This window comes from Brevibacillus sp. SIMBA_040, assembly GCF_046535075.1.
GTDB lineage: Bacteria > Bacillota > Bacilli > Brevibacillales > Brevibacillaceae > Brevibacillus.
Window position 1 is genome coordinate 1 of record NZ_JAWRXI010000348.1, and the last position, 246, is coordinate 246.

Sequence of the window (246 nt, forward strand, 5' to 3'; positions counted from 1 at the left end):
GACGGCTATCGTGAAGCTGCCTTGTATGACGTAGGCATGTGCCGCTTGCTGGCGGTTTGGTATCCGATCGCAGAGCGAATGAATCGAACCGACATCACGGTAATCCCGATTCGCCACCCTAGTGAAACCGCCGAGTCCCTCTGGCTTCGGGACGGACTTTTCCGAGCCCACGCCCTGCTCGTCTGGCTCACTTCGTTTGTGTCGATCGAGTATGCATCGCGAGGTCGAAAACGCGTCTTCCTGCAG

Annotated in this window: 1 protein-coding gene; it reads left to right on the forward strand. The window is 57.7% G+C overall.

The window, feature by feature from the left end; translation table 11 throughout:
* Positions 1-246 (forward strand): hypothetical protein (locus SB752_RS33070; RefSeq protein WP_410719606.1); only part of this gene is annotated, 246 nt, incomplete at both ends.